This is a genomic window from Lapidilactobacillus wuchangensis (assembly GCF_003946645.1).
Taxonomy (GTDB): Bacteria; Bacillota; Bacilli; order Lactobacillales; family Lactobacillaceae; genus Lapidilactobacillus; species Lapidilactobacillus wuchangensis.
This window is the reverse complement of the sequence record NZ_RHOU01000001.1, coordinates 372,763-391,233: the sequence shown is the minus strand read 5'-3', so window position 1 is coordinate 391,233 and position 18,471 is coordinate 372,763. Positions and strand designations below refer to the sequence as shown.

Sequence of the window (18,471 nt, the reverse complement as noted above, 5' to 3'; positions counted from 1 at the left end):
TTAATGAATAAGTTCTTTTCTAATAAAAAACTGATCATTGTGATGGTCACTTTGATTGCGGTTTTCGGGATGATTTCGGTTTCGATTGGGCTACGTAATAATCGCAAGGCGCCAGTTTTCGTACAGCGCTTTGGTAACGATACGTTAGGCATCGTTGGCCGAGTTATTACTGCCCCAGTGAATGCCGTCCGTAATTTCTCAGGTAATATTAGTGACCTATTTAATACTTACGATGAGAACAAGGCTTTAAAAGCTGAAGTGCAAGATTTGGCGGAAACCAAAGTTCAGAATCAAACCTTAAAAAACGAAAATCGTGATTTAAAAAAACAATTAAACCTAAATGAAACCTTAACTGATTATTCAAAAATTACCGCCGCAGTGATGAGTCGCTCACCAGTGAATTGGCAGAATTATTTGGTGATCAATCGTGGTTCGGCTTCAGGTATTAAGAAAGAAATGCCCGTGATGTCAGGCTCAGGCTTGATTGGTCGAGTAATTGAAGTCGATAAGACCAATGCCAAAGTCGAATTGGTTTCTAGCGATAATAATTCCAGTAATCGTTTTGCCGCTGAAATTAGCATTGATGGTGGCACGCCGGTTAGTGGCTTAATTACTGGCTTTGATACCACCACGGCGACACTGAAGATGAGTCATTTAGTAACGGCTGATAAAGTGAAAAAAGGTCAAAAAGTGATTACTTCTGGTCTCGGCGGTTTGACCCCACGGGGATTGTTAATCGGTACTGTTGTCAAGGTCAAGAAGGATAACTACGGTTTAGCAAATACGATTTACTTAAAACCAGCCACCAATTTGAATAATTTCTCCGTCGTTACGGTAATCAATCGGGCAATTGGGGATGATTAAATGAAAGCACAACCACGACAATATCAACATCGCTGGCTGCTACCATTAGTCATTGCAGTGAATTTCTTTTTGGACGGCAGTTTAAGTTTAGTTTTTTCAAATTTGTTTTATGACAATAATTTACAAATGGCACCACAGTTAATTCTACTGAGCGTTGTTATGTGTACCTTTGCATTTCCTGAATCGAAAATGCTGTTTTGGTATGCGTTGATTGCGGGCTTAGCTTATGATTTGTTTTATACGGGTTTGCTGGGTCAATATACGCTGATTGTGCCACTAACTTATTTGATCACCAAGGCCTTAATGAATTATTTCCTGCCCAGCATGGTTTATGAATTAGGCGCCGATATTATTAGTGTTTTGGTTGGTCAAGCAATTCTTTATTTTTTGGCTCACTTTTTTGGCATGACACAAGCTGGTGTGGGTCAGTTTATTAGCAATGCTTTAGCGCCAACAATCATTCTAAATGTCGTGCTATTCTTGATTTTTTATTGGCCAAATAAATGGGCGTTACATTTTATTCATCGTAATCACGGGAGGTAACTGATTTGGAAAATGTTTTTCTACGGGGTCGAAATGATGGCTATGAGATTGAAATTCCAGCAGATCGCAATTTTGCGGACAGTCTAACTGATTTACAAACATTGTTGAAGAAAGTTCGCACTGAAGATGCAAGCTCTGATGAGATTGGCTTTAAAGTTCGAACTGGTCGCCGAATTTTGACGGCTGATCAGCGTAAGAAATTGTATGATTTAGCTGCCGATTTTTCGAATTTCAAAATTTTAGAAATCACTGCCGACGTAATGGATCAACAAACAGTTGCAACTTTATTGCGCTCCAAGCAGGTACATTTAGTTCCCAATACGATTCGTAGTGGTCAAGAAGCCAGCTATGATGGCGATGTGGTTTTATTAGGTAGCGTTCATCAAGGTGCGACCTTGAAAGCATCACGGAATATTTATGTGGTTGGCCCGGCTCAGGGAATCCTCCATGCCGGTTATCCAGATAATGCTGATGCGATTATTGCCGGCAACTTGCAGGAAGCCGCACAATTACGGATTGCCGATTTAGTAGAAATTGTGGCTGATGATGCCACCATCACCCGGGCTCAGTTTGCTTATATTGATGATTTACACAAACTGATGACGGCAAAGCTGACAGAATTACAGAAAGTAAAACCTAAGTTATATCAACAATTGGAGGAACAGTAATGGGAACAGCATTAGTGATCACCTCTGGAAAGGGCGGTGTGGGCAAAACAACCACGACCGCCAATTTAGGCACCGCCTTAGCCTTGCTAGGCAAGAAAGTTTGTTTGGTTGATTTGGACCTCGGCTTACGTAATTTAGACGTGGTCATGGGCTTACAAAACCGAATTATTTATACGATTGTTGATGTTGTCGCTGGCAAGGCGAATTTAAGCCAGGCGCTAATTGTTGATAGTCGGTTTGATGGCAAGTTAGCGGTGCTGCCAGCAGCACAAAACACTGATAAAAATGTTCTAACGCCAGAAAACGTTCGCCAAGTAGTCGAACAATTAAAGCAAAATTACGATTTTGTTTTATTAGATTGTCCGGCCGGAATTGAACAAGGCTTTGAGAACGCAGTGGCTGGTGCTGATGGTGCTATTTTGGTAACAACTCCTGAAAATGCTGCCGTTAGTGACGCTGATCGTATTGTGGGGATTCTTGAAGACCATCACTTGGAATTTGCACCACGGCTGATCATCAATCGAATTCGTAAACACTTGATGAATCAAGGCGAAATGATGAGTATTGATGATATTACGGATCATTTGGGCATTCAACTCCTAGGAATCGTCTTCGATGATGATGGGGTGATTGCCACTGCTAATGCTGGCGAACCTGTGGCACTTAATCCTGATAATCCAGCAAGTCAAGGCTATCGAAATATTGCTCGGCGGATGTTGGGGGATAGTGTGCCCTTAATGACCTTGAAAGAACCAGTTCCTGAAGAGCCAAAAAAAGGTTTCTGGCAACGGCTATTTCATCGCTAAGATGTTTGATATTTTCTAAAATTTAAAAACCAAATAAAAAAAATTTATTTTTCGCTTGACAATTTTCTGACGGATGCTAGAATAATGTCAATCTAATAAATATTCAATCGCGATAAATTGTCCCGATGTTAACCGCTATGATAAGAGAGCTTCTGGATGGCTGCAAAGAAGAGATATGTTAACATGCACAACAATTTTTGCTGATCAATGTCAGTCTATTTTTAACCCTGTCAAATTAACAGGTTATCAATACTTAAAGTTGGTCCGGTTGCCGCCGTTAATGGTCAGTTTTTTAGGAAACTGGTGGAGCCATTTATTGTGAGATAAATGGGATCATGAGGTGGAACCGTGTTTATACATAATGAACACCCTCTAGACGATTATCGTTTAGAGGGTGTTTTTTTATTTAAAAAAAGGAGTGAGTCAAATGAGTTGGCAATATTTTACCGGAATTTTTCCAGCATTGATTAATGGGACCAAAATGACCTTGAGTATTTTCGGATTAACGTTATTACTGGCGTTACCCTTGGGATTATTAGTCAGCGTCGGCTTACGTAGTCGCTTTAAGCCACTACGCGCTTTACTTGATTTTTATGTGTGGGTCATGCGTGGCACACCGTTATTGCTGCAGTTAATTTTTGTTTTTTATGGGCTGCCATTGATTCACATTGTCCTCGAAAGATACAGCGCGGCCTTATTCGCTTTTGTACTGAATTACGCGGCTTATTTCGCCGAGATTTTCCGTGGCGGCTTGCAAAGTGTCGACCAAGGTCAAATCGAAGCTGCCCAAATGCTGAAGTTAAAGCCACAACAAATATTTATGCATATTATCTTGCCGCAAGTGAATAAAAAAGTGATCCCAGCGATCGGTAATGAAGTCATCAATTTGGTGAAGGATTCTTCCTTAGTTTATGTAATTGGCCTTGGTGATTTATTGCGGGCCGGGAATATCGCTATGGCTCGTGACGTGACCTTATTACCATTGCTGGCAGTTGCCGCAATTTATTTACTGCTAACCGCTGTTTTAACTTGGTTGTTACGTCGAGCTGAGCGGCACTACGCATACTACGAATAGGGGGCTTCATAATGTTAACGTTGACTAATATTGGGAAAACAATTGCTGGGCGGCAAATTTTAAAAGATGTTTCGTTGACCGTCAATGATGGTGAAACTTTATGTATCGTCGGTCCTAGTGGCGCCGGCAAAACTACGCTCTTACGAATCATTACCGGGCTAGCGGATTTCGATCAAGGCCAGATTCAGCTTAACCAACAAGACTTTCAACCAAGTCGGGATAATTTACAACAAGGTGTGATTGGCGTTGTTTTCCAAGACTTTCGGTTATTTCCACATTTGACCACCTTAGAAAATGTGATGTTGGCACCGAAATTAACCGGCTTATTATCAGCTGACGATGCTCAAAAACAAGCAACGGCATTGTTGACTCAATTAGGATTGGCCCAACAAGCTGAACAATATCCGTTCCAACTTTCCGGTGGCCAGAAACAACGGGTCAGTATTGCGCGGGCCCTTGCCTTGAAACCGCAAATTTTATGTTATGATGAGCCAACTTCGGCTTTGGACCCAAATTTACGTGATAGTGTTAGCCACTTGCTGCTACAGTTGAAGCAAACCGGCATGACCCAAATCGTAGTCACTCATGATTTGACTTTTGCCGAACAAATTGCCGATCAAACTTATCATTTAGCACCATTGCAGTGAGGTGATCGGGATGAATAAAGTCAAACGTTCTTTAGCATTAATCGGGCTGCTGATTTTGGGATTAACCTTGAGTAGCTGCGGTGGTGTGCGTAATTTGAAGCAAGTCAATCAGGGACAGCGGCCTTTAATTATTGGGTTGGATGACACCTTTGTGCCTATGGGCTTTCAGCGGCAAGATGGTAGTTTAGCCGGATTTGATATTGATTTAGCCCGGGCAGTTGGTCGCAAGTTAAATCAGAAAGTAACTTTTCAGGCAATTGATTGGAACATGAAAGAGACAGAATTAAAAAATGGGACGATCGATTTGATTTGGAATGGTTACACGAAGACAGCAGCGCGGGCCAAAAAAGTTGCTTTTTCCCAACCTTATTTACGAAATCAGCAAGTTTTAGTGACTTTACGGCAAGACAATATCAAATCTTTTGCCGATATGCGCCAAAAGAAGGTCGGGGTGCAGAATGGCTCGTCTGGACAAACATTATTTAACCAAAAGCCAACTGTTTTGAAAAATATTGTTGCTGATCATAATGCAGTCCTGTATGAAAACTTCAATACAGCTTTTCTTGATTTGCAAGCTGGGCGGATTCAAGGTGTGGTTGGTGACAGCATTTATGCTGGGTATTATGTGCGTCAGCAGCACAGTGCAAATAAGTATCGCATCATTAGTGGTGGTTATCCTGAGGAAACTTTCGCAATCGGGATGCGCAAACAAGATACGAAATTACGGCGGCGCATTAATCAGGCCCTTGTGGAATTAACCAATGATGGCACGGTTTCGCGACTTAGTCAGAAATGGTTCCAGCAGGACTTGGCCATTAAGTAATCTCGACCAGGCTGAGACATTTGCGGGGATTGGCCATAAAGATTGACTTTTAGCCGGATTCAGCGTTAAATAATAAGTATCAAAAACCGAATATGCCATCACAAAGGGGAGCTCATGTAGCTGAGAGTGATTTCGGATCAGACCCTAGAACCTGTTGTGCTAATACACGCGTAGGAATTGTGATGGAGTGAAAAAAACACTCCGACTTTGTTGATGGTTAAATTCAAAGGAGGAGTTTTTTTATGCAAGAAAATGAACGATTGAAGATTATGGTGGAGGGCGCTATTTTTGCTGGTTTGGCGATGGCGTTGGAATATGTTCCCCATGATTTAGGGGTTTCCTCAGTTCAATTTGCTTATGGTTTAATTCCCTTAGGTATTTATAGTTTACGACGGGGACCAGTGCCCGGGATGATGGCGGGTTTGGTTTGGGGACTATTAGATATGTGGCTCCGTGGCAGCGGCTCACTATTTAATCCTTTACAAATTATTTTAGATTATCCGTTACCTTTTGCATTGGCAGGACTAATTGGGATCTTTCATAAGCAAGTGGGCCAAGCCTTGCGTCAAGAGAATTGGTCCCAGGCAATTGCTTGGATCAGTGCCGGATTTCTAATTGGTGATTTCGCTAAATATACGGCGCATTATTTTTCTGGGGTTTTCTTCTGGGGGCAATATGCGCCTAAGGGCCAATCACCATGGCTCTATTCATTAGTGATCAATGGCGGTAGCTTTGTGGCTAATGCGATTTTAGGCGTGATTGTCTTTGTTTTAATTGTGCGGTTGCTACCGAATTTATTAACCCGTCATTTATAAGATCACCAGCGGTCAATTGCGGCACTAAGATTGATTCGTGATAATTCAGAAGTATTGCAATAAATACCCCGTCATTATTGGACCTACTGTCTAATAATGATGGGGTATTTTGTTTGCTGAGTGCCAGCTAGGCTTGTTCGTAGTCTTTTTTGTTGGCGCTCAGTTCGTTAATTGAGGTTCTATTTTGAATTGGCCTTATTTTAAGGTAAAATAAAAACGTGCTTCCGCTCGGCCGGCACGTTAGGATAATGAATGAAGTTGGTTAAAGCGGTGGTTGAATCCTAGAAACCAAGGGCACTAACGGCGCCGAAAACAACGCCAGCAACAGTAATGATGATCATTAACCAGACAAAGACCATCGTAATTTTGGTAAAAGTACTTTTCTTCTTCTTCAAGTTGACACCTCATTTACTTATTCTATCTCATTCTACTTAAAAGCCTCATAAATTTCAATTAAAAATACGAAGTAAGGAAGCTCATTCATGACAAGCAATTTGAGAATGCTGGGAATTTTGATCCCACTGATTGGTTTAACTGTTGGTATTTTAGCGCGGACACTTTTGGCCCGTTTTTTAGGACCGAAGTGGCGTTTTTATGACTTTTTACCACCGTTTTTAACAGTGGGTACTGAACTACTTGCCCAAAGTGCCGATATTCAAGGCACTTGGGCCTTTGGCTTGATTGGTGTTTGTATTCTGGCACTGGCTTATGCAGCGTTTTTAGCAGTTGATCGTCATGAAATTCAGTTTGACCATTATTTTCGGGTGGTTTGGCGACTATATTTATTGATCAGCCTCATTTGGTTTGCTTTCATTTTATTGTGGATGTTAATGAAATAATTAACTAATGATTAGTAAGCCTAATTTGATAGGCTTTGCCGTCGCTTTATTAAAAAATAATTACAAATTGATGTTTGTTTCAAAAAGCCTTGGTATCAAGGCTTTTTTTGTTTTCATAAATTGTGGAGGAAATGGGAGATAAAGTGGTTAATAGTGGGGGGATGTGGTAAAATTTAATCAAGATAGGGGGTGGAGCAATGTTAATGGGTGAGTTTCATCATACAATTGATGCCAAAGGCCGGCTGATCATGCCGGCAAAATTTCGCAATGAGTTAGGCGATAATTTCGTTTTAACGCGAGGCATGGATGGCTGTTTATTCGGCTATCCGCTAGCGAAGTGGCAGCAATTGGAAGAGAAGCTTGACCAGCTCCCACTCACTAAAAAGGATGCTCGGGCTTTTGTCCGTTTCTTTTATGCAGCAGCTGCTGAACAAGAAATTGATAAACAAGGCCGAATTAACATTGCTAAACCACTGCTCGAATTTGCTCATTTACAGAAGAGTTGTGTCGTTGTCGGCGTCTCAGATCGGATTGAAATTTGGGATGAAACCCTTTGGCAGCAGTTTAACCAAGAAGCCGAAGCCAACTTTGATGATATTTCTGAAAATTTATTAGATTTTGATTTGTAACAATTAAACGGTAATAGGAGGTGAAAACATTGTTCAAGCATCAAACAGTTTTATTAAAAGAAACAGTTTCTGGATTGGCCCCACATGATCATGGGATTTATGTTGATGCTACTTTTGGTGGCGGTGGTCATACCCGCGAATTATTAACCCGATTTAAAGGCGGACATGTTTTCGCCTTTGATCAGGACGAAATGGCCATTGCGAATGGTCAGCAATTATTAAAAAATGATCCAACGTTTCAGGATCCCACGCGAGTGACTTTAATACATGCCAATTTTCGTCAATTGGCAACTGAATTGCAGAAATTAGGTGTCACACGGGTTGATGGTGTTTTGTATGACTTGGGGGTCTCATCACCACAACTTGATCAAGTTGACCGTGGCTTTAGTTATCGCTTGACGGCGCCGTTGGATATGCGGATGGATCAAGAAAATCCCTTGACCGCTTCGATTGTGGTCAATCAGTGGTCATATCAAGATTTAGTGCGGATCATTAATCGCTATGGCGAAGAAAAGTTTGCCAAACCGATTGCGCGTGCGATTGAACGACAGCGGGCCATCGCACCAATTGCAACAACGACTGAGTTGGCGGAATTGGTGAAAGAAGCGATTCCTGCGGCGACTAGACGAACTGGCGGTCATCCGGCTAAACGGACTTTTCAGGCAATTCGAATTGCGGTTAATGATGAGCTGAGTGCTTTATCTGACAGTCTTGATCAAGCCATCGATTTGTTGGATTTAAATGGTCGTCTCAGCGTGATTACCTTCCAATCGTTGGAAGATCGCATTGTTAAACAAACAATGAAGTCCTATGCTGAAGTGGAATTGCCACCTGGTTTGCCAGTGATTCCTGAAGAATTAAAGCCAACGTTGAAGATTATTCAACGCAAGCCAATTCTGCCAACAGCTGAAGAATTAGCCGAGAATCATCGGGCGCACAGTGCCAAATTACGCGTTGCTGAAAAAATTAAATTAGCTAACTAAATAACGTTACTTAAATATTGGGGTATTTAAAATGAATGATAATACAGTTAGAAAAATTGAAACCGAACCATTAGTGACACCAAGTACACCAGTTGAACCTGCTGGTGTCGCTCAAGCACAATCAACACGGGTTGCCTTTTCAGGCTTAGAACGAATTTGTGCTTGTTGTACCGGGTTATTGACAATTGCCTTAATGGTTTTTCTCGTACATACAAATGTTGGCATTGCTGGTACTCAGCGACAACTGCAGGATGTTCAAGTTAAAATCTCGCAAATTAAAGCCGCCAATGTTGATTTACGCCAAGAAGTTAGCGAGCTGTCAAGTTCTGATCGCTTGTCGGCTTATGCTCAAAAAAATGGCTTAACTTTTAACGACGCTAATGTTAGGAATGTCAGCAAATGACCCCAAAAGAAATTAGAAATAGAAAAACAGCTAGGAGGACGCAGCAAAATCGGATCAAGACAGGATTTATCTTGATGCTGATCATGTCAGCGGTTCTCCTGTTTTTTATCATTCGTTTCAGCTACATCGCGGCTAGTGGACATGTGGGGACAGTTGACTTAAGTCAAAAGACCAAGCAAATTTACCAGCAGGATAACGTTTTGCGCGCACGCCGGGGCACGATTTATGATACGAATGCCAATATTTTGGCTGAAGACTCCAACGTCTACACTCTTTATGCCGTTCTAGATAAGAAGAGTGTTAGTGCGGCTGGCAAGCCACTTTATGTCACTGATAAAAATAAAACGGCTCAAGTGCTCAGCCAATATATAAATTTGCCAGCTGATAAAATACTGCAATTTTTATCGCAAAAAAATTACCAAGTTGAATTTGGTAGTGCTGGTCGGAATTTGTCTTTAGACGTGAAGCAGAAGATTGAAGCGGCTAAATTGCCGGGGATTTTCTTCACGGATACGCCTTCACGTATGTATCCCAACGGCACCTTTGCTTCGCACGTTGTGGGTTTGGCACAATTAGCCGATTCTAAAACTGAAAATAATGTTAGCACCAAACAATTGACTGGGATTTTAGGAATTGAAAAATATTTTAATCAAATTTTAACCGGTAAAAATGGTTGGCAGGTCAGCAAACGGGACTCATACGGTTATAATATTCCTGGATCCAAAACCGTGACTAAACAAGCGGTCAATGGTAGCGACGTTTATTTAAGTCTGGACGCACGTTTGCAAAGCTATATGGAACAATTGATGCAGAATGTTCAAGATAAATACAAGCCGAAAAAAATGGACGCGGTTTTAATGAATGCTAAAACCGGTAAAATTGTAACGGCCACGCAACGACCAACCTTTAATGCGGCGACTAAGAAGGGCTTAGGCGATCTTTGGCGTGATAGTTTAGTTGAAGATACTTACGAGCCCGGTTCTGTTTTCAAACTGTTGACCTTGTCAGCAGCAATCGATTCTGGCCACTATAATCCCAATGCCACTTATCAATCTGGTTCAGTGACGATTGGGGATTCAACTATTCATGACTGGAATAATTCTGGTTGGGGTACAATTCCGTTTTCAGAAGTCATTCCCCGGTCGAGTAACACAGGTGCCGTTGCGATTGAGCGGTCAATGGGCGCACAAGTTTGGCAACAATATTTGAATCGTTTCCATGTGGGTCAAAAGACTGGCATTACTTTGCCAGGTGAGGCCAGTGGTAGTATTCAATTCAAGACGCCACTTGATCGGGCAATTACTTCCTTTGGTCAAGGGGTTGATGTGACGGTTATGCAGATGATGTCCTACCTTAGCGCCATTGCGAATGGCGGCCAGATGTTACAGCCACAAATCGTCGATAAAACGATTAGTAATAGCGGTAAGGTCACCAATTATCCGACTAAAGTATTGGGTCAGCCGATTTCAGCTGACACGGCGAAGCAAGTAATTGCCGCAATGCGTGATGTTGTCGAGAAAGATTACGGGACTGGTTCAGTTTTCAAAATCGATGGTTATGAGAATCAAATTGCTGTGAAAACTGGGACTGCCCAAATTGCTGGTGACGATGGCAAGTATTTAACCGGTTCGGAAAACTATATTTTCTCAGTTGGTGGTATTGCTCCAGCTGATGATCCTGAATATGTTTTGTATTTGACCATTCAACAACCTGATTTGACTGATACTTCAGCTGAAAAAATCATGTCAGAAATTTTCAATCCATTAATGAAACGGGCTTTAAAATATCGGACCACAAGTGCTGATTTAAACGAGAATTCGATTAAAATGCCGAAGCTAACTGGACTCTCAGCGGCAGCAGCAACCAAAACAGCTCAAGAAAAAGGGTTAACAGTTGCTCAAGTTGGGCAAGGAACTAAGATTGTTCAACAATTACCGGTCGCTGACGAGAAAGTTATTGCTAAGCAAAGAATTGTGCTATTAACTGAAGGCGCAATGACCATGCCGAATGTAGTTGGCTGGTCGAAAAATGATGTGTTAAAATTAGCAGAGATTACTGGTTGTCAATTTAAGTTTAGTGGGACTGGTTATGTGACGAGTCAAAGCCTTGGCGCTGGCGAGGTACTAACCACCAACAAAACAATTACCGTCAAATTGGCGGAACCATAAAACGGGAGTGAATGAGGATGCAAGTACCAATCGTTGCACTGATCAGTGCATGTTTACTGACGAGTTTGATTTTACCTTTCTTCATTAGTTATCAACGACGTCATGATGAAGGTCAGCAAATTCGTGAGGAAGGGCCAAAATGGCATGCTAAAAAATCTGGGACGCCAATTATGGGTGGTTTAGTTTTCCTCAGTGTGATTATTTTAGTATTATTAGTGCTAGGGGCTATTTTCCATTTATTAACAACTAGTTTATGGTTGTTCATCTTGGTGATCTTCCTCTATGGCGCCATCGGTTTCTCCGATGACTTTATCAAACTGGCTAAGAAGCGCAACATGGGCTTAACAGCCTTGCAGAAATTTAGTGCTCAGATTTTAACGGCAGTGTTATTCTTATTGATTCTGATGAATGATCATCATCCTCATGCTTTACCAATGCCAGGGGCACTAAATCCAGTGCATTCGCCAATTATCTTTGCGATTTTTGTGGGGATTTGGTTGGTTGGCTTCTCCAATGCAGTTAACTTAAGCGACGGCCTAGATGGCTTAGCTGGCGGACTGAACGTGATTGCTTATGGCACCTATGCCGTTTTAGCCTATCGTGATCATAACTTGGTGATGTTAACCGTCTGCCTGGCGGTTGTCGGCGCTTTAATTGGTTTTCTGTTCTTCAACCATAAACCAGCGCAAATCTTTATGGGTGATGTTGGTTCGCTCGCTTTAGGTGGTGGCTTAGCAGCAATTTCCGTGATTTTGCAACGGCCTTGGTCATTATTGTTAGTCGGCTTGGTCTTTGTTTTAGAAACAGCTTCCGTTATTCTTCAAGTTGGTTCTTTCAAACTGTTCCACCGGCGGATTTTCTTAATGACGCCGATCCATCATCATTTTGAGAAGTTAGGCTGGTCAGAAACAAAAGTTGTCACTGTTTTTTGGCTAGTTGGTTTACTGAGCTCGATTTTATATTTGTCATTGTTCCACTAAAAAATTAAGAAGGGTCCCTTATCATGAAAGAAATTACCGATTATCAAAATAAAAAAGTCCTCGTGCTTGGACTAGCCAAAAGTGGCTTACACGCGGCCTTGTTATTGCATCGCCTAGGCGCGTTAGTCACCGTTAATGATCATGCACCGTTGGAGAAAAGCCCAGAAGCTCAAGAATTAGTTAAGGCCGGCATTCGGGTGATCTCTGGTTCGCATCCTTTAGCTTTGTTAGATGAGGATTTTGCGGTGATGGTCAAAAACCCTGGTATTCCATATTGGAATCCAATGGTGAAACGGGCTCAAGAAATCGGTTTGCCAATTATCACTGAACCAGAATTAGCTTATGAAGTTCTGGATGGTGAATTAATTGGGATTACAGGCTCAAATGGTAAGACGACGACCACAACTTTAATTAATTTAATGTTAAATCAAGACCAACCAGCAACTAAAGCATATGTTGCTGGTAATATTGGGGTACCGGCAACTGAGGTCGCTGAGAAAATCAAACCAGGTCAAACAATGGTGACAGAATTATCAAGCTTCCAATTACTTGGTGTCACTCAATTACGGCCACATATTGCCGTGCTGACAAACATTTATGAAGCTCATTTGGATTATCATGGCAACCGGCATAATTATGTTGAAGCCAAAATGCATTTGATTCAAAATCAAACCGCAGCTGACTATTTCGTGGTTAATTGGGACAGCGATGAATGGCAACAATTAAGTCAGCGCACGAAGGGCCAAGTCGTGCCATTTTCACGGCAAGGTTTGAGTCATGATGGCAGTTATGTTGATGATGGCCAAATTTATTTCCGTGGTGAAAAAATTTGCCCAACGTCGATCATTAAGATTCCGGGTCAACACAATGTGGAAAATGCTTTAGCAGCTGTTGCTGTTGCGAAGTTAAAAGGTGTTAGCAACGCAGCCATTGTCAAAGTGCTAGAAACTTTTGCCGGGGTTAAACACCGTATTCAGTTTGTTGAAGAATGGCAAGGGCGTCGATTCTATAATGATTCCAAGGCGACTAATATTGAAGCAACCACAGTGGCTTTACAAAGTTTCGATCAGCCAATTGTTTTAATTGCTGGTGGTTTGGATCGTGGCTTCACTTTTGAAGCTTTAGTTCCTTTGATTAAGCAACATGTGCGGGCAATGGTGGTTTATGGTGAAACTGCCGATTTAATGATTGATGCTGGCCAACAAGCCGGTTTGTCAGTCATTAAAAAGGAAGCTGATCTAGTGGCAGCGACGAAGACGGCAACGGCTTTATCAGAACCAAACGAAATCGTCTTGTTATCACCAGCGGCAGCAAGTTGGGATCAATTCAAGACTTTCGAAGATCGTGGTGATTTATTCATTAAAACGGTTAACACGATTACTGGAGAAACAGAGGAGTCAGAAAAATGAGATTAATGATTTCTGGAGGCGGTACCGGCGGTCATATTTATCCGGCCTTGGCCTTAATTAAACGTCTACAGGAGCGTCACTTATTAGATGAAGTGATGTATGTTGGCACTGAAAAAGGTTTGGAAGCACGAATTGTTCGCCAAGCAGGAATTCCTTTTGAGACTGTTGAAGTGCAAGGCTTTCGCCGCAAATTAACTTTTGACAATTTCCGCACGATTACGAAATTTCAAAAAAGTATTAAACGAGCCCGGCAATTAATCAAGGAGTTCCAACCTGATATTGTGGTGGGAACTGGTGGTTATGTGTGTGCCCCAGTCGTCTACGCAGCTAGTCGCATGAATATTCCAACGTTAATTCATGAACAAAATTCGGTTGCTGGTTTATCCAATAAGTTTTTAGCGCATTATGTGGATCGCATTGCCTACGTTTTTCCTGAGGTCGCGCATCAATTTTCAGAAAAGAAAAAGTTAGTTCAGACTGGTAACCCCCGGGCCCAAGAAGTCTCAACTTTAAAGCCTCAGGGAATGTTAGCTGATTTAGGTTTGCGGGTAGATTTACCGACGTTACTGATTGTTGGTGGTAGTCGCGGTGCGGAACCTTTAAACAAAGCGATGGTTGCAGCCATTCCTGAATTTTCAGAAAAATCCTACCAAATTTTATTTATTACTGGCCGGGCGCTTTATGATGAGGTTAAGGATAATGTGGGGCCACTAACTGAAAAGTCCAACATTAAAATCGTGCCTTACTTAGACAATTTAAGTCAATTGCTACCGGAAATTTCAGTACTATGTGGTCGTAGTGGCGCGACAACTTTGGCCGAAATCACTGCTTTAGGGATTCCGTCAATTTTAGTGCCAAGTCCTTATGTGACCCACGATCATCAGAATAAGAACGCCGACTACTTAGTTTCTAATTACGCGGCGATCTTATTGCCAGAAGTTGAACTTAATGGCCGCTCATTAGTTGCTGCGGCTGATCATATTTTGTTGGATTCTGATGTTTGGCAACAAATGCATCAATCCGCTTTGAAATTAGCCACACCTGATGCCAGCGATCAACTGATCAAGGTGTTGGAAGATTTGATCTACGAACATCGACAAGCTTAATTAACTAGGTACAACTATTTGGGGAGGTGGGTAACTTGGTTAAGAAGAAAGCTACGACAAAGGTTGCCCAACAAGATCCCAATTCGACGATTCAAGTTTGGGAGTCATTTCAGAAACGATTTCAATCTAAGCAGGCACGAGCTCACAAGCGACCAGTGACTCGAAAACTGCCACAGCTACAAAAACATCGACGCTGGCAATTAACTTGGCATTTGCTAGTGATTGTCTTGATCTTTGGTAATCTATTAGTTGGTCTGCTTTACTACGTTTCGCCAATGGCCCACGTCGGTGAATTATCAGTCACTGGCGTTAAAATTACCGCGGCTCAAGATGTGATCAATGCCAGTGAACTTTCGTCGAAGTCCTACGTTTTACCAACCATGTTGCACCAAAAAAAGATTGAACAAAAAATGCGGCAACAAATACCGGCCTTGAAAAAAGTGACGATTAAGTTTAGTCAGTGGAACCATGGTCGAATCGATGTGGTTGAGCAACAAACAGTTGGTTTCTTCGCTAAGAAGAACGGCTATCAGCGTATTTTTAGTAATGGCGCTGTGGATAAGGCAATTCATAGTAAGCCAATTGGTAATTTCCCCGTTTATGCTGGCTTTAAATCTGGCAAAACGCTGAATCAAGTGGTGGAACTATATGCTAAAATGCCCAATCAAATTCAAAATGCTATTTCAGAAATCAAGGCCGATCCTAGTAAAAGTAATCCCTACCGCATTCATTTGTATATGAATGACGGCAATGAAGTGCTGGCCGATTCGCGAACTGTGATTAGTCGTTTGAAGTATTACGGCAATATTGTTAGTCAAACTCAAGAAAAAGGTGTCGTTGATTTAGAAGTGGGTGCCTTCTTCGTTCCTTTTGCCAAGCAATAGTGCTTAATGACGGTAATCTGGTCGTGAATGAATAAAAAAACAGTCTTTTTTAATTATTTGCTAAGGAAACTTAAAGTTATTCGCCAAAAGCGGTATTAAGAGTTTATTATCAAGCTTGCGGTGTGGTAAACTTTAAGGAGTAATATGTTTTTTTGAAAATGAATATTATAAAAGAAAATCGGGGAGGCTTTATTGAATGAATAAAGCACAAGTGTATGTGGGCCTCGATATTGGCACAACTGCGATTCGCGTGATTGTCGGGGAGGCTGTCAATGATCAGCTCAATGTGATCGGCGTTGGTAGTGAACGATCACAAGGCTTGAAAGACGGCGTTATCGTCGACATTGACAAAGTTGTAACTGCGACTAAAAAAGCAGTGCAACAAGCTCAAACGAAAGCTAATTTAAAATTCGATCAAGTTGTTGTTGGTATCCCTGCAAAGGACTTAACCATTGAACCAGCTCGGGGAATGGTAATCGTTGCGGACCAGCCTAAAGAAGTTACTGAAGTTGAAGTCTTCAATGTTGCTACGGCAACATTGTCACGAAGTGTGCCACCAGAACGAGAAATCGTTGGTATCACTCCAGAACAATTCATTGTCGATGGTCAATCAAACATTATTGATCCTCGGGGCATGAGTGCTGTTCGCATTGAATTAGAAGCACTAGTTTATTCAGTGCCACGAATTGTGGTCAACAATATTCGTAAGGTGCTCGAAAAGGTCGGCTTGAAGTTAAAACATTTTGTTTTGAATCCATTGGCTTTGGCCCAAGTTGCTCTTAATGATGGTGAACAAGATTTCGGCACAGTGCTTATTGATATGGGTGGTTCACAATCAAGTGCTTATGTCATTCATGATCATCAGTTGAAGTTTGTCAGTGTTGACGATGAAGGTGGTATGAATGCCACTAAGGATGTATCGATTGTCCTGAATACGTCGGTTAGCAATGCTGAGAAATTAAAGCGTGATTACGGGGTAGCCGACCCTGATCAAACTTCAGCTAGTGAGAAGTTCCCAGTTGCAGTTGTCGGTAAAGATGATCCAGTCATGGTCGATGAGACGTACTTATCAGAAATTTTGGAAGCTCGTTTCGAACAAATCTTCCAGCGCTTGGATCAGACTTTGGATCAAGTTAATGCCCTTGATTTACCAGGTGGGATTGTTTTAACTGGTGGTGTTGCCGAAACTGAAGGCATTGATACGTTAGCAGCTCGTTTCTTCCCACAAGGTGTGCGGATTTATGCACCGAAAGAAATGGGGATTCGTAATGCTAGCTTTGCGACTAGCCTTGGTTTATTAGTTTATGCTTCCCGTTTAAGTGAAATTGAATTGTTAGTAACTAGCGTGATCAATAAGCGGGCTTTAAACGACACTAAGAGTCAACGTGTTGAAGCACCACGAGCTAAAACTAATGATGAAATCGAGCAAGACCGTGAAGTCAAACAAGCTAACGATGATCAGCACCAACAAACGGAAGCGCCTAAAAAGAGCCTTCGTAGTTTCTTTAGTAAATTTTTTGATTAATAAAAGCATGATGACTGTGAATTAGGAGGAAATCGCATGGATTTTTCAATTGATCCCCAACAAACTACTGGTCCTGTAATTAAAGTTATTGGGGTCGGCGGCGCTGGTGGTAATGCCTTGGATCGCATGATCGAAGAGAGTATTCAAGGTGTTCAATTTATTGCTGCAAATACAGACTTACAAGATTTAACCAAATCAAAAGCTGACATTAAAATTCAAATTGGTCCTAAATTAACACGTGGCTTAGGCGCTGGTTCGACACCGGAAGTTGGTCAAAAGGCCGCTGAAGAAAGTGAAGAAGTCATTACTGAGGCACTTAAGGGTGCTGATATGGTTTTCGTTACCTGTGGTATGGGTGGCGGTACTGGTACTGGCGCTGCGCCAGTAATTGCTCGGATTGCTAAAGACATGGGTGCCTTGACAGTTGGCGTGGTAACACGACCTTTCACTTTTGAAGGTCCAAATCGCAGTCACTTCGCTGCCGAGGGTATTGCTGAATTAAAACAACATGTTGATACTTTGGTGATCATTTCTAATAACCGTTTATTAGAAATCATTGATAAGAAGACACCATTAAACGAAGCTTTCCACGAAGCAGATAACGTCTTACGTCAAGGTGTGCAAGGTATTTCCGATTTGATCACTGCGCCTGGGATCGTTAACTTGGACTTTGCCGATGTGACGAACGTGATGCAAAACCAAGGTTCGGCTTTAATGGGTGTTGGCTCAGCAAATGGTGAAAACCGGATTACTGAAGCCACGAAGAAAGCAATTTCGTCACCATTATTGGAAGTTTCTATTGAAGGCGCCGATAAAGTCTTATTGAATATTACTGGTGGCCCTGATTTATCACTTTATGAAATGGAAGCTGCTTCCCAAATCGTTTCTGACGCGGCTAACTCCAATGTCAATATTATTTGGGGGACTTCGATCAACGAAAATCTTGGTGATGAAGTTCGGGTAACTGTTATTGCTACCGGGATTGAAAATCTCGAAACCAACAAGCGCAAGCGAGTTGCTGACGTTGCCAATAAGAAAGTAAATGGGCAAGTCAAAACAACTTCAGCTAAGTCTAATGATGAGACAGCTAACACCAATCAGAATGGTAAATTTGGTGGTGATTGGAACATTCTAAATGCTAAGAACAATCATCGCGAAGATACTGACCAACAATTTGCTGATATTGAAAAACAAGATTTTGATGTTTTCCAAGCACGCAAAGTTACTGATCAGAATAGTAATGATCAAGACGATGATAGTGATGTGCCACCATTCTTAAAGCGGCGCCAACCAAGAAAATAACG

At 41.8% G+C, this 18,471-nt stretch carries 20 protein-coding genes and 1 riboswitch; of the genes, 19 read left to right on the top strand and 1 reads right to left on the bottom strand.

What is annotated here, in order from left to right; translation table 11 throughout:
* Positions 1 to 3 precede the first annotated feature (3 nt).
* The 8 genes from mreC (at position 4) to thiT (ending at position 6,241) form a co-directional block, all read left to right on the top strand.
* Positions 4 to 864, top strand: coding sequence for a rod shape-determining protein MreC (gene mreC, locus EKM82_RS01635; protein ID WP_125766588.1), 861 nt, complete (start codon positions 4 to 6; stop codon positions 862 to 864).
* Positions 865 to 1,407, top strand: coding sequence for a rod shape-determining protein MreD (mreD, locus tag EKM82_RS01630; RefSeq protein WP_125766587.1), 543 nt, complete (start codon positions 865 to 867; stop codon positions 1,405 to 1,407).
* A 5-nt stretch (positions 1,408 to 1,412) separates the two neighbouring features.
* A complete protein-coding gene (locus EKM82_RS01625) occupies positions 1,413 to 2,075 on the top strand; it encodes a septum site-determining protein MinC (RefSeq protein ID WP_125766586.1) in 663 nt (220 codons plus the stop codon).
* Positions 2,075 to 2,881, top strand: coding sequence for a septum site-determining protein MinD (minD, locus tag EKM82_RS01620; RefSeq protein WP_125766585.1), 807 nt, complete (start codon positions 2,075 to 2,077; stop codon positions 2,879 to 2,881). Before EKM82_RS01625 ends, minD begins: the two co-directional genes overlap by 1 nt.
* Before the next feature lie 427 nt (positions 2,882 to 3,308).
* On the top strand, positions 3,309 to 3,956 hold the full coding sequence (locus EKM82_RS01615; protein WP_125766584.1) for an amino acid ABC transporter permease: 648 nt from the start codon (positions 3,309 to 3,311) through the stop codon (positions 3,954 to 3,956).
* A gap of 11 nt (positions 3,957 to 3,967) precedes the next feature.
* Positions 3,968 to 4,603, top strand: a complete 636-nt coding sequence (locus EKM82_RS01610; protein WP_125766583.1) for an amino acid ABC transporter ATP-binding protein — start codon at positions 3,968 to 3,970, stop codon at positions 4,601 to 4,603.
* 10 nt (positions 4,604 to 4,613) lie between these two features.
* The gene (locus tag EKM82_RS01605) at positions 4,614 to 5,426 is read left to right on the top strand and encodes an amino acid ABC transporter substrate-binding protein (protein ID WP_125766582.1); all 813 of its coding nucleotides are present in this window, start codon (positions 4,614 to 4,616) and stop codon (positions 5,424 to 5,426) included.
* A 94-nt stretch (positions 5,427 to 5,520) separates the two neighbouring features.
* A riboswitch (TPP riboswitch) is annotated at positions 5,521 to 5,620 on the top strand.
* 48 nt (positions 5,621 to 5,668) lie between these two features.
* Positions 5,669 to 6,241 (top strand): energy-coupled thiamine transporter ThiT, encoded by a 573-nt coding sequence (thiT, locus tag EKM82_RS01600; RefSeq protein ID WP_125766581.1) that lies wholly within the window; start codon positions 5,669 to 5,671, stop codon positions 6,239 to 6,241.
* Between the two features lie 281 nt (positions 6,242 to 6,522).
* On the opposite strand, the gene EKM82_RS01595 is transcribed toward thiT, so the two are convergent.
* Positions 6,523 to 6,636, bottom strand: coding sequence for a DUF4044 domain-containing protein (locus EKM82_RS01595; protein WP_125766580.1), 114 nt, complete (start codon positions 6,634 to 6,636; stop codon positions 6,523 to 6,525).
* Between the two features lie 87 nt (positions 6,637 to 6,723).
* Here EKM82_RS01595 and EKM82_RS01590 point away from each other — a divergent pair, with 87 nt between their 5' ends.
* The 11 genes from EKM82_RS01590 to ftsZ all read left to right on the top strand — a co-directional run bounded on the left by EKM82_RS01590 (position 6,724) and on the right by ftsZ (position 18,469).
* Positions 6,724 to 7,080, top strand: coding sequence for a DUF3397 family protein (locus EKM82_RS01590; protein ID WP_125766579.1), 357 nt, complete (start codon positions 6,724 to 6,726; stop codon positions 7,078 to 7,080).
* A 197-nt stretch (positions 7,081 to 7,277) separates the two neighbouring features.
* A complete protein-coding gene (gene mraZ, locus EKM82_RS01585; RefSeq protein ID WP_125766578.1) occupies positions 7,278 to 7,709 on the top strand; it encodes a division/cell wall cluster transcriptional repressor MraZ in 432 nt (143 codons plus the stop codon).
* A gap of 29 nt (positions 7,710 to 7,738) precedes the next feature.
* Complete coding sequence (rsmH, locus tag EKM82_RS01580) at positions 7,739 to 8,692, top strand: 16S rRNA (cytosine(1402)-N(4))-methyltransferase RsmH (protein WP_404802884.1); 954 nt, start codon at positions 7,739 to 7,741, stop codon at positions 8,690 to 8,692.
* Positions 8,693 to 8,723: 31 nt separating this feature from the next.
* Positions 8,724 to 9,095: a cell division protein FtsL gene (gene ftsL, locus EKM82_RS11745; RefSeq protein ID WP_191988093.1), complete on the top strand. Its 372-nt coding sequence runs from the start codon at positions 8,724 to 8,726 to the stop codon at positions 9,093 to 9,095.
* Positions 9,092 to 11,263, top strand: coding sequence for a penicillin-binding protein (locus EKM82_RS01570; RefSeq protein ID WP_125766576.1), 2,172 nt, complete (start codon positions 9,092 to 9,094; stop codon positions 11,261 to 11,263). The genes ftsL and EKM82_RS01570 overlap by 4 nt, the downstream gene beginning before the upstream one ends.
* Before the next feature lie 17 nt (positions 11,264 to 11,280).
* On the top strand, positions 11,281 to 12,243 hold the full coding sequence (gene mraY, locus EKM82_RS01565; protein ID WP_125766575.1) for a phospho-N-acetylmuramoyl-pentapeptide-transferase: 963 nt from the start codon (positions 11,281 to 11,283) through the stop codon (positions 12,241 to 12,243).
* Between the two features lie 23 nt (positions 12,244 to 12,266).
* Positions 12,267 to 13,652, top strand: a complete 1,386-nt coding sequence (gene murD / locus EKM82_RS01560; protein ID WP_125766574.1) for a UDP-N-acetylmuramoyl-L-alanine--D-glutamate ligase — start codon at positions 12,267 to 12,269, stop codon at positions 13,650 to 13,652.
* Positions 13,649 to 14,758, top strand: coding sequence for an undecaprenyldiphospho-muramoylpentapeptide beta-N-acetylglucosaminyltransferase (murG, locus tag EKM82_RS01555; protein ID WP_125766573.1), 1,110 nt, complete (start codon positions 13,649 to 13,651; stop codon positions 14,756 to 14,758). Before murD ends, murG begins: the two co-directional genes overlap by 4 nt.
* 35 nt (positions 14,759 to 14,793) lie before the next feature.
* Positions 14,794 to 15,642, top strand: a complete 849-nt coding sequence (locus EKM82_RS01550) for a cell division protein FtsQ/DivIB (RefSeq protein ID WP_125766572.1) — start codon at positions 14,794 to 14,796, stop codon at positions 15,640 to 15,642.
* Positions 15,643 to 15,838: 196 nt separating this feature from the next.
* A complete protein-coding gene (gene ftsA, locus EKM82_RS01545; protein WP_125766571.1) occupies positions 15,839 to 17,167 on the top strand; it encodes a cell division protein FtsA in 1,329 nt (442 codons plus the stop codon).
* Between the two features lie 36 nt (positions 17,168 to 17,203).
* Positions 17,204 to 18,469 carry a cell division protein FtsZ gene (gene ftsZ / locus EKM82_RS01540; protein ID WP_125766570.1) on the top strand — a complete coding sequence of 422 codons (1,266 nt, stop codon included), beginning with the start codon at positions 17,204 to 17,206 and terminating at the stop codon, positions 18,467 to 18,469.
* The last annotated feature ends 2 nt before the right edge of the window (positions 18,470 to 18,471 follow it).

What these genes read in the sequence shown, in the direction of transcription:
- mreC (WP_125766588.1), top strand. Translation starts at nt 4, where the DNA reads ATGAATAAGTTCTTTTCTAATAAAAAACTGATCATTGTGATGGTCACT.
- mreD (WP_125766587.1), top strand. Translation starts at nt 865, where the DNA reads ATGAAAGCACAACCACGACAATATCAACATCGCTGGCTGCTACCATTA.
- minD (WP_125766585.1), top strand. Translation starts at nt 2,075, where the DNA reads ATGGGAACAGCATTAGTGATCACCTCTGGAAAGGGCGGTGTGGGCAAA.
- EKM82_RS01615 (WP_125766584.1), top strand. Translation starts at nt 3,309, where the DNA reads ATGAGTTGGCAATATTTTACCGGAATTTTTCCAGCATTGATTAATGGG.
- EKM82_RS01610 (WP_125766583.1), top strand. Translation starts at nt 3,968, where the DNA reads ATGTTAACGTTGACTAATATTGGGAAAACAATTGCTGGGCGGCAAATT.
- EKM82_RS01605 (WP_125766582.1), top strand. Translation starts at nt 4,614, where the DNA reads ATGAATAAAGTCAAACGTTCTTTAGCATTAATCGGGCTGCTGATTTTG.
- thiT (WP_125766581.1), top strand. Translation starts at nt 5,669, where the DNA reads ATGCAAGAAAATGAACGATTGAAGATTATGGTGGAGGGCGCTATTTTT.
- EKM82_RS01590 (WP_125766579.1), top strand. Translation starts at nt 6,724, where the DNA reads ATGACAAGCAATTTGAGAATGCTGGGAATTTTGATCCCACTGATTGGT.
- mraZ (WP_125766578.1), top strand. Translation starts at nt 7,278, where the DNA reads ATGTTAATGGGTGAGTTTCATCATACAATTGATGCCAAAGGCCGGCTG.
- ftsL (WP_191988093.1), top strand. Translation starts at nt 8,724, where the DNA reads ATGAATGATAATACAGTTAGAAAAATTGAAACCGAACCATTAGTGACA.
- EKM82_RS01570 (WP_125766576.1), top strand. Translation starts at nt 9,092, where the DNA reads ATGACCCCAAAAGAAATTAGAAATAGAAAAACAGCTAGGAGGACGCAG.
- mraY (WP_125766575.1), top strand. Translation starts at nt 11,281, where the DNA reads ATGCAAGTACCAATCGTTGCACTGATCAGTGCATGTTTACTGACGAGT.
- murD (WP_125766574.1), top strand. Translation starts at nt 12,267, where the DNA reads ATGAAAGAAATTACCGATTATCAAAATAAAAAAGTCCTCGTGCTTGGA.
- murG (WP_125766573.1), top strand. Translation starts at nt 13,649, where the DNA reads ATGAGATTAATGATTTCTGGAGGCGGTACCGGCGGTCATATTTATCCG.
- ftsA (WP_125766571.1), top strand. Translation starts at nt 15,839, where the DNA reads ATGAATAAAGCACAAGTGTATGTGGGCCTCGATATTGGCACAACTGCG.
- ftsZ (WP_125766570.1), top strand. Translation starts at nt 17,204, where the DNA reads ATGGATTTTTCAATTGATCCCCAACAAACTACTGGTCCTGTAATTAAA.